The following is a 254-nucleotide window of genomic DNA, read 5'->3' as shown; positions in this document are numbered from 1 at the left end:
AACATATGAATATGCTCGCTATGTGGATTTAAACACTATAGGGAAGGAAATATTATTAACCCGACTTGATATAGCCAAGTTAACCCCTGAAGTAGTACATGCAGAAATGCTTTATTCCGGTGGGCAGGCATATATCCAAGGGAATGACACGTTTAGGAGGTTAAGAGAGTCTTATTTCTTATTAAATTTAAGCCCAACAATAATGCTATTAGAAACACTCTGTTAGCTGTCTAATCATATTTTTAATCATACAA

At 34.6% G+C, this 254-nt stretch carries 1 pseudogene; it reads left to right on the top strand.

The annotated features are described in order from the left end of the window. Positions 1-226 (top strand): annotated as a pseudogene (locus KW850_RS33030) (acyl-CoA dehydrogenase family protein); the annotation flags it as partial. Positions 227-254: the final 28 nt, after the last annotated feature.

The organism is Bacillus sp. sid0103 (genome assembly GCF_019219025.1).
The sequence above is the reverse complement of the archived record's forward strand: the minus strand, read 5'-3'. Positions and strand labels throughout refer to the sequence as shown.